We start from the raw sequence: 8,704 nt of genomic DNA, 5'->3' as shown, positions 1-8,704 counted from the left end.
TTGTCCACTCCTTATTCTCTTGATTATATACCCAATCCTTGAGAATGGGGTGTCAACTTTTTTTATACCACATCACTCATAAGGTCGGTACGCATAAAGGACAAGACGAAAATCAACACATAACAAGGCAGTTACCAAAAAAGCAAATCTTTGTGACAAAATGGAGCTGTTGACAAAGTGCTCCCATATGGATACAAGTTTGACTGGATCATCACTTAAGGACACAGCCATCGTGCAAAGATGGCCGTGTCCTTTTTGCTGCCCTTTTCAATTTATAACACTCTTAACAATAGCGCCATTTAATATACAATTAAGGGCAAAACAGGGTGCCTGCTATTGGCTGGAGGTATCATCAAGCAACAAAAGTCCCCTCCACTATTCGAAACGTAGTGGAACTCCAGTACTCAACTTACAACGCCTTGGCCGTTGCAGTAAAACTCAACATAGGCCAGTTTATTGGAAAAGACTGCTCCAGCAATGGTGAGTTTACCCGAAACAGTAATACCATACGTTCTGGCCGCATCCATACTCTGCGACTCATATCCTGTCAGTGTCCAGGTTCCAGTAGAGCCTGTTAACTTGGAAGTGATGGAATTGATGCCACTGAATCGCTGCTGGCCAAAAGAGGTGTTCAAATCGGTTTTGAAACTGCCAGTGATTGACAAGGTATAGCTTCGGCTATCAGCTGTAACCGTAGTGCTTTTAGTGGCGGAAGCTGTGGATCGGGTTAGAGTATCATCGCCACTGTCTGTACAAGTTAGATGCCAGTATGCCACCTCTGTGATAAAATCACGAAATTCCTGTGGGGCCCGCCAATCTTCTTCCTGGAATTCATCTATGGGGAGAACAGAAATATCCAGCTCGGCTTCCTTAGAAACCTCCTTGGCAATCTCAATGTACTCCAAATAGTATTCTTCTTTGGTTTCTTCATCCAGCGCCAGTGTTGCCGCTGATGCCGATGCAGACATACCGATGACCATAACGCATACCAGAACCATTCCAATAATTTGCTTCTTCATGTTTGATCATCTCCTTCGTTTAATATGCAATTCCCATCTGACAGGCATTTTTTCCTATACATCACCGCCTCTATGTGACGGATACCTTGCGCTTACTCCAACACCGCGCCAGTCTCGTCCTCATACTCCTGGCGCGTGATCTCGCCCTTGTAGTACATCTGCTTCAGCTCGGTATCTGTGTACTCAGACAGATCCTCCGCCTCATACTGCTCCACCTCTGCCGCCGCAGTTTCGGGTTGCTGTTCCTGGAGCTTGGCGCTGGCCGCCCGGCCTTCCTCGCTGATCTCCACGGTGTCCATGCGGGGAGCGGCGGGCTGCTTCTGCGTGGCGGACTGCTCCACTCCCTGCTGGCGGCTGACCTCGGTGATGGCAACCCCGTCCTGGCCCATGTTCGCCTGATCCAAGCTGGCGGACACAGAGCTTTGCTGGGTTTTGCCAACGTCAGCCGTAGCCCCCTTTTGTTCCTGTTTCTCCTCATCGGTGGTGCGTGCGTTTTGATGGATGTTGCTGAAATAGTTTGCCGCGCTGATTGTCATGCTCATAGCAGTTCCTTCCTTTCTGAAAATGACCTGTTTGATATGCCGGATCTCCGGCTGGGACTATATGATAAACGCAGGAGCATTAGCTCATCTGCGGGATGACTGCGGTAAAGGTGATGACTCCATCCGCATAATGGTTGGAAATGCGGCCCTTATGCCGGGTGACAATCGCCTTGGCGGTGGACAGGCCGATTCCATAGCCCCCGGTGGAGCGGGCGCGGGAGGAATCTGCCCGGTAAAAACGGTCAAAGTAACGGGAGAGCTGGGCGGTGTCCACCCCCGCGCATGGGTTTGATACGGAAATATAGATATTCCGCCCCCTTACAGATACAGACAGATAAATATTCCCCGCTGGATCACAGTATTTGACCGCATTGTCCAGCAGAATTGAAAACAGACGAAAGAAATTGTCTTGGACACCTTTTAAGCTGATCTCATCAGGAATTTCCGATGTCAAGGTTTTTCCGTCCGCCTCAGCCAGCGGCTGAAACGTGTCTGCGCTGGCTTGGGCAATCTCGCTGATTGAAAACAGTTCTACCGTGTCCTCTTTAATTGTCTCCTCTGTGCGGGCCAGCTCCACCAGATTTTTGATGAGCCTGTCTAAACGTGTGATTTGAGATTTTGCGCTCTCCAGCCACTTGTCCTCTCCATAGGTATCTTCCAGCAGTCCTATGTCCGCCGACAGAATCGCCAGCGGCGTTTTCAGTTCGTGGGAAGCATCTGTAACAAACTGCCGCTGCCGCTCCAGATTATCTACAAAAGGACGGATTGCCCGTTTGGACAGAACCATCAGCAGAGCAAAAACAGTCAGAACACAGGCCAGGAATATAATAACCGTAATGCGCAGCGTATTATTGGCTGCCTGGAGCTGGAGAAAACAGTCCAGCACAATGACTGTGCTTCCTCCCACTTCATCCGGGAATACGCCGAAACGGTAATGGTCTACATACCCCCTCTTCGCTCCGGTATTGACGATCTGGCTGATGGTGTCCACCACAGTCTGACGATCCAGTGCGGCAATATGGTCCAACACAACGGACCGGATTTCCTTTTGGGCGGTGAGCTCTACAATAAAATACCGCGTTTCAAAGGGCGTCTCCGGGGTAATCTGGAAGTTAAAGTTCGAGGGGTCAAAATGGGTGCCTGGAGGAAGAAAGGTTCCTCCGTTTTGATAAAGAATAGAAATAGCCTTGTCCACACGATTAGCGGTAATAAAGTGGTTGCTAATACCGATTGCCGTACAGAGAACGGCCATGGTTCCAATCAGGGAGGCCATTGCGATGAGAATGAATTTCCGGCGTAAGGAAGGAATCATGTTGTTTCCTCCAGCAGATACCCCTGACCCCGGCGGGCGGCAATGCAGACATTGGCCCCTACCGCCTCCAGCTTCCGCCGCAGATAGGAGATATAGGCCCAGACCACGTTGATCTCCGCCTCGCTGTCGTAGCCCCAGATATGCTCCATAAACTGTTCTGTGGAGATCAGCCGCCCCTCCTGCCGCATAAGCAACTCCAGCATTTGAAACTCCCGATTGCCCAGCCGGATACAAGAGGAACCGCATTTCAGTTCAAAAGTGGAGCAGTCCAGTGTGACATTTCCGGCAGAGAGGACCTTGGGTGTGTACTCCCCGCCCCTGCGTGTCAAGGCCCGGACCCTGGCGATAAATTCCCGGTTGTCGAAGGGTTTGGGCAGGTAGTCATCTGCGCCGCTGTCCAGTCCGGCCACCCGGTCCTCCACCTGGCTTTTTGCCGTCAGGAGCAACACCGGCGTGGCGACATTTTTGCCCCGAAGCGCCTGCAAAGCCTGGATGCCGTCCAGACGGGGCATCATAATGTCCAGAATGATGCAGTCATAGTTTTCCGCAAGCGCATAATCCAGTGCGTCCTGTCCGTTATAGACCACATCCACAGAGTAATGTTCCCGTTTCAGCAGGGCCTCCAGCACCATAGTCATCTCCGGCTCATCATCGGAAACTAAAATCCGCACAATGTACCCTCCTTTCCCGGTCCCCCTATTAAATCCCGAATGGTTTGCAGAGACAAGTCCGTAGAGGCAATTTCATCCGCACACCGTTTCAGCTCCTGGACGATCAGCGCCTGATTTGCAATATCCTGTTTATATTTCAACTGATGCTCAATGCTGGCCCAGCAATCCATGGCAATGGTGCGAAGCTGAACTTCCAGCCAGACCGGATGCTCCGGCGCTTTCTCCAAAAAGCGCAAAGGCAGGGAGAGGATCATGTGATAGCTGCGGTATCCGCTGGGTTTCGGGTTGCGGATATAATCCTTTTCCCGCAAAATCTGAACACCCGGAATCTGGCGAATGAGGCTGACCGTCTGGTCAATATTCTGGACAAAGGGGCAGACTAAGCGTACCCCTGCGGCATCCCACACATCCTGAAGGGCGCTGTGCGCTGTGATGGGGAGATTTTGCCGCTCCAGCTTTGCCCTCATGCTTTCCGCACTCTTAATCCTGGCCTGGAACGAAGCAATCGGGTCACGCTGTCCCCGGCTGACCTGATAGCGGCGAATCATCTGGAGACAGGAGAGAAATTCCTCAATCGCGCCTTCCAAAAGAATCAGGTAGTCTCCATAAAAAAACCGTTCTGCACTGGTGATCTCAAGAGGTAAATTTTCCAAATCAAGCTCCCTTCTGTGGGTGATCCATGTTGGGTGGGACTGTCCTTTCCAGCCAAAGCGTACATTGCAGCGTCCTGTCCTCCGTCAGAATAAAAATCAACGCCACTTCGCTGGTGTCATTCCTGACAGTGATATGCCCCACACCGTCCTGGCCGGTGGTCGCGTCAATCACGGCCCCTTGGTCAAAGAAAAGCGTCATAGCGCCCTGTACCTCCTGTTGCGGGTCAAACAATGTCAACAGCAGTTCGCCGCTCCTCGGCAGGCCGGAGACGCTGGCCACTCCTTCGCTGTCCACTTGACAATGGTCGCTGTTGGCCTCCGTGGTGAAACAGGCCGCGCTTCCGTTGAGGGTGTCCCCATTTTCAGTTTGGAACAGAGCCGCAATGGAAAGCTCATCCTCCTCTGTTTTTTCAGGAGGCGCTGCGCTCATGCTGGCACAGCCGGACAGAAGCAACAGCAGCAGCGCGATTCCTACTTTTTGTACACGCATCACAGGCACCTCCTTTTGGCGGGCTTCTATGAATGAAGCCTTGCTATCAGTATAGATGCCATACTCAAAAATAACTTAAAAGAAACACGGCGGTGTCAAAATTTTTACTCTTGAGGAGCTGCCATCATCTTTCGAGAAGTCCACAGGTACAGCAACGCGACCAGCGCCGTGGAAAGCAAATCCGCTACGGGCTGCGCCCAGGCCAGGCCGTTGGCCTGTAACATGGCTTGGAGAAGGAACAACGCCGGGATGTAGATGATCCCCTGACGGCTGAGGTTGATAATAAGAGCCTGTACCGCCGCGCCCATGGCCTGCAAAGCGTTCGTCAGCACATAGAACACACCGAACAGAAAGCTGGTAGTCAGCAGAATGTTGGTGAAGGTGAGCGCATAGTCAAAGGAGGCCGGTTCCGTCAGAAACACACGGATGATGGAGCTGCGGAGCAGATAGCACAGCCCCGTCATGACCGCGCTGAGAGCCAGAGAAAAGAAGATGGAAAAGCGCATGATTTTTTTGAACCGCTCCCACAGCTTTGCGCCAACACAGTACCCCAGCAGGGGCTGAACCCCTTGACCGAAGCCGATGCAGACCATGCCGGTTATCATAGTCACCTTCATGGCCACGCCCATTCCCGCCACAGCCATATCCCCATAGCCCGCCATTCTTGCGTTGACAATGATCTGTGATACGCTCATCAGCAGAGAACCCAACGAGGCCGGGATGCCAATAGCCAAAACGCCGGTAAAAATCTGGTCTTTGACGGAGAAATCCCTGATATGGATACTAAGTGTTGATTTTCCTTGCAGGAAATAGAGAATATAATACCCAGCGCCCGCCACGTTGCCGATGACCGTGGCAATGGCAGCTCCAGCAATCCCCCAGTTGAACGCCAGGATCATAATAGGATCCAGGATCACATTGAGCAAATTTCCCAAAACCTGACCTGCCATCGCCTTATTGGGCTGGCCTTCTGCCCGGAGTATATTGGAGTAGCAGTTGGAAAGCAGGACAAAGGGCCCACCTAAGGCTACGATGGTCAGGTAGGTTTTCGCCGGTTCCCAGGTGTCCGCGCTGGCCCCGATCAGGGCTAGAATCTGTTCCATAAAGATCAGGAAAGCAGCGGACATGGCGATTCCCACCGCCACGCATCCCCACATACAGAAGGAACACACCTTCTTTGCATGTTCAGCCCGTCCTTGCCCAAAGGCGCGGGAAATGACCGAGGTTCCTCCAATGCCGAAAATGGTTCCGACTGCCATGAAGATGAGGAACACCGGTGTTGCCAGGGACACCGCCGCCACCAGAATATCGCTGTGGGTCTGGGAAATAAAAAAGGTGTCCGCCAGATTGTAAATCAGGACCATCAGCATAGCCGCCATAGCGGGGAGCGCGTTTTTCAGTACCGCCTGGGGTACAGGTGCTTTCTCAAAAAGGTTCATGGTATCGCTCATAATCGTTCCTCCTGAATTTGAAATGATACGTTTGATAGTCTGCTTTTGATTGTCGTAAGGGATTGCCGCCGAAAAATTACGGCGGCAATGTTACAGGGAGTTCCGCACCTTTTGCAGAAGCATATAGAAGATGTTCCGTTCGGCTTCTGTCAAACCTGAGAGAAGCCGCTCCTCCGCCTCGGCCCGATGATGCAGGGCTGTGCGAACGCACTCAACGCCTGCCGGTGTGATCCGTACCAGCTTGATCCGCCGGTCCCCGGCATCACCGAACCCTTCCACATAGCCCTTTTGCTCCAGCCTGGACATAATCCCCGCCGCCGTAGATTGCGCCACATGGAGAATTTGCTCCAGCTCCTTCAACGAATGCTGTCCTTCTGGGGCCTGCTCCAGCTGTATCAGCGCCTCCAGCTGTGTCAGCGTCAAGTCCTTGGCCCGTAGGGCATTGTTGGCATTTTTCCGCATCTCATCGTTGATCTGTTTAAGAAGCGGTCCGCATTCCTGCCGTGTTTCCATTGACATCCCTCCTGACAGCCATAAAGATAGCACGCTTTTGAAAATTTGTCAATAGCCAGCGTTCGTTTTTTAAGTAGCTTTTAAGTTCGCCCGTTATAATAGCTCTATCCTAACCAAAAGGAGGGGACACCCTTGATCGAAATTTCCCATCTGACCAAGCGCTACGGTGAGCATTTGGCGGTATCAGACCTGAGTTTTACCGTGGACAGCGGCCAGATATACGGCTTTCTGGGTCCCAACGGCGCGGGAAAGTCCACCACTATGAACATCATGACCGGCTGCCTGTCCGCCACGGAGGGCAGCGTCCGCATCGATGGACACGACATCTTCGAGGAGCCGAATCAGGCCAAAAAGCTCATCGGCTATCTCCCGGAGCAGCCTCCGCTCTACATGAACGAAACGCCGGAGGAATATCTGCGCTTTGTAGGCGAGGCCAAGGGCCTGCGGGGGGGCGAGCTGGAGCGGCAGATAGACGAGGTGATCTCTCAAACGGGGATCAAGGAGGTGGCTCACCGCCGCATCTCTGCGCTGTCCAAGGGTTATAAGCAGCGGGTGGGTATCGCCCAGGCCCTGCTGGGCAATCCCAAGGTCATCATCCTGGACGAGCCTACCGTGGGCCTGGACCCCATTCAGCTCATTGAGATACGGGACCTGATTAAAGAACTGGGGCAGACCCATACTGTGATTTTCAGCTCCCACATTCTTTCCGAAGTGCAGACCATCTGCGACCAGATCATCATGATCGCCAAGGGGAAGCTGGTGGCCTTTGACACCCCGGAGAATCTGGAAAAACACCTGCTCTCCCCCAACGAGGTGGTTTTGACCTCCGATGACAGCGCGGCGGAAATCAGGGTACTGCTGGAGGGTGTTGACCACATCACAGACCTGACACTGGAGGAAACGGGGACCGGCCTTGTGACTGCCCGCATCAAAACGGACCTCAGCAATGTCTACGATCTCTCCCGGACTGTCTTTTTTGCCTTTGCCACAGCCGGCAAAGCTCTGCTGGAGCTGACCGTGAAGAAAGCCAACCTGGAGGACATTTTCCTGGAACTGGCGGAAACGGATGACGGCGCTTCCGAGCCTCCTGCTGTGGAGGCTGAAATTGTGGACAGCGAGGTGGCAGAGGAATGACGGCGGTATTAAAGCATGAGCTGAAAAGCTATTTCCGCTCCATGACCGCGTATGTGTTCGGGGCGGGCCTGCTTCTGGCGGTGGGATTGGGCGCTATGCTCTACAACATCGAGGCAGCGGTAAGCAATTTTGAATTTGCGCTCAGCTATTTCAGCATCATTTTTGCGGTGATCGTCCCCATCCTGACCATGCGGGTCATCGCCGAGGAGCGGAAGCAAAAGACCGACCAACTGCTGTACTCTCTGCCCATTACCACCACCCAGGTGGTTGTGGGTAAGTATCTGGCTCTGCTGGCGGTCTACGTGATCCCGCTGTGCATCGTTGCGGTCTATCCCCTGATTTTCAGCCAGTTCGGGGATGTGTACCTGCTGACCTCCTACGGATCCATGTTGGCCTTCTTCATCATGGGTGCGGCGCTGATTGCCTTGGGAGTGTTTATCTCATCCCTGACCGACAACCAGGGTTTCGCCGCAGGGGTTGGAATCGCGGTGATCCTGCTGAACTATTTCAGCGTCAGCCTGTCGGAGTATGTCTCCACCACCGCCTTTGGCTCCGTAGTTGCCCTCTGCGTCATCATTCTGGCCTTGGGAGCAGTCATTAAGCATCTGACGAAAAATGAGAATCTGGCCTATGGTATCTGCTTTGTTTTGATTGCGGCTATCGCCATTACCTGCTTTATGGACAGCACAAAATTTGAAGGTTTACTGCCCAGCGTCATGACCAGACTATCCCTGTTTGACCGGTTCACCGGCTTTGTCAACGGTGTTTTTGATATGGCCTCTATCGTCTACTATGCCAGCGTGATCGTGTTTTTCCTGTTCCTGTCCATCCAGTCGCTGGAGAAACGGAGGTACAACTGATGAAAAAGCTGAACTTCCAAACATCCAGCAGTGGATTGAACCGGAACGCCTTTCGCGGA

10 protein-coding genes are annotated in these 8,704 nt (G+C 52.7%); 2 read left to right on the top strand and 8 right to left on the bottom strand.

Features of this window, described 5'->3' with window-relative positions; translation table 11 throughout:
- Window positions 1–404 precede the first annotated feature (404 nt).
- From D1159_RS17995 to D1159_RS17960, 8 genes are all read right to left on the bottom strand, one after another.
- Window positions 405–1,019 (bottom strand): hypothetical protein, encoded by a 615-nt coding sequence (locus tag D1159_RS17995; protein WP_161846982.1) that lies wholly within the window; start codon window positions 1,017–1,019, stop codon window positions 405–407.
- Window positions 1,020–1,111: 92 nt separating this feature from the next.
- On the bottom strand, window positions 1,112–1,561 hold the full coding sequence (locus tag D1159_RS17990; protein ID WP_161846981.1) for a hypothetical protein: 450 nt from the start codon (window positions 1,559–1,561) through the stop codon (window positions 1,112–1,114).
- Between the two features lie 79 nt (window positions 1,562–1,640).
- Window positions 1,641–2,873, bottom strand: a complete 1,233-nt coding sequence (locus D1159_RS17985; RefSeq protein WP_161846980.1) for a HAMP domain-containing sensor histidine kinase — start codon at window positions 2,871–2,873, stop codon at window positions 1,641–1,643.
- Window positions 2,870–3,544: a response regulator transcription factor gene (locus D1159_RS17980; RefSeq protein WP_347563726.1), complete on the bottom strand. Its 675-nt coding sequence runs from the start codon at window positions 3,542–3,544 to the stop codon at window positions 2,870–2,872. Before D1159_RS17980 ends, D1159_RS17985 begins: the two co-directional genes overlap by 4 nt.
- Window positions 3,532–4,197, bottom strand: coding sequence for a GTP pyrophosphokinase family protein (locus tag D1159_RS17975; protein WP_161846979.1), 666 nt, complete (start codon window positions 4,195–4,197; stop codon window positions 3,532–3,534). Before D1159_RS17975 ends, D1159_RS17980 begins: the two co-directional genes overlap by 13 nt.
- A gap of 1 nt (window position 4,198) precedes the next feature.
- Window positions 4,199–4,687: a hypothetical protein gene (locus D1159_RS17970; RefSeq protein ID WP_161846978.1), complete on the bottom strand. Its 489-nt coding sequence runs from the start codon at window positions 4,685–4,687 to the stop codon at window positions 4,199–4,201.
- 104 nt (window positions 4,688–4,791) lie between these two features.
- On the bottom strand, window positions 4,792–6,138 hold the full coding sequence (locus D1159_RS17965; RefSeq protein WP_161846977.1) for an MATE family efflux transporter: 1,347 nt from the start codon (window positions 6,136–6,138) through the stop codon (window positions 4,792–4,794).
- 90 nt (window positions 6,139–6,228) lie between these two features.
- Complete coding sequence (locus D1159_RS17960) at window positions 6,229–6,651, bottom strand: MarR family transcriptional regulator (protein ID WP_161846976.1); 423 nt, start codon at window positions 6,649–6,651, stop codon at window positions 6,229–6,231.
- 132 nt (window positions 6,652–6,783) lie between these two features.
- On the opposite strand from D1159_RS17960, the gene D1159_RS17955 reads away from it, so the two are divergent.
- Window positions 6,784–7,785: an ABC transporter ATP-binding protein gene (locus D1159_RS17955; protein WP_161846975.1), complete on the top strand. Its 1,002-nt coding sequence runs from the start codon at window positions 6,784–6,786 to the stop codon at window positions 7,783–7,785.
- Window positions 7,782–8,645, top strand: a complete 864-nt coding sequence (locus tag D1159_RS17950) for an ABC transporter permease (protein WP_161846974.1) — start codon at window positions 7,782–7,784, stop codon at window positions 8,643–8,645. The genes D1159_RS17955 and D1159_RS17950 overlap by 4 nt, the downstream gene beginning before the upstream one ends.
- Window positions 8,646–8,704: the final 59 nt, after the last annotated feature.

Source organism: Pseudoflavonifractor sp. 524-17 (assembly GCF_009935845.1).
In the GTDB taxonomy this organism is placed as follows: domain Bacteria; phylum Bacillota; class Clostridia; order Oscillospirales; family Oscillospiraceae; genus Pseudoflavonifractor_A.
The sequence above is the reverse complement of the archived record's forward strand: the minus strand, read 5'-3'. Positions and strand labels throughout refer to the sequence as shown.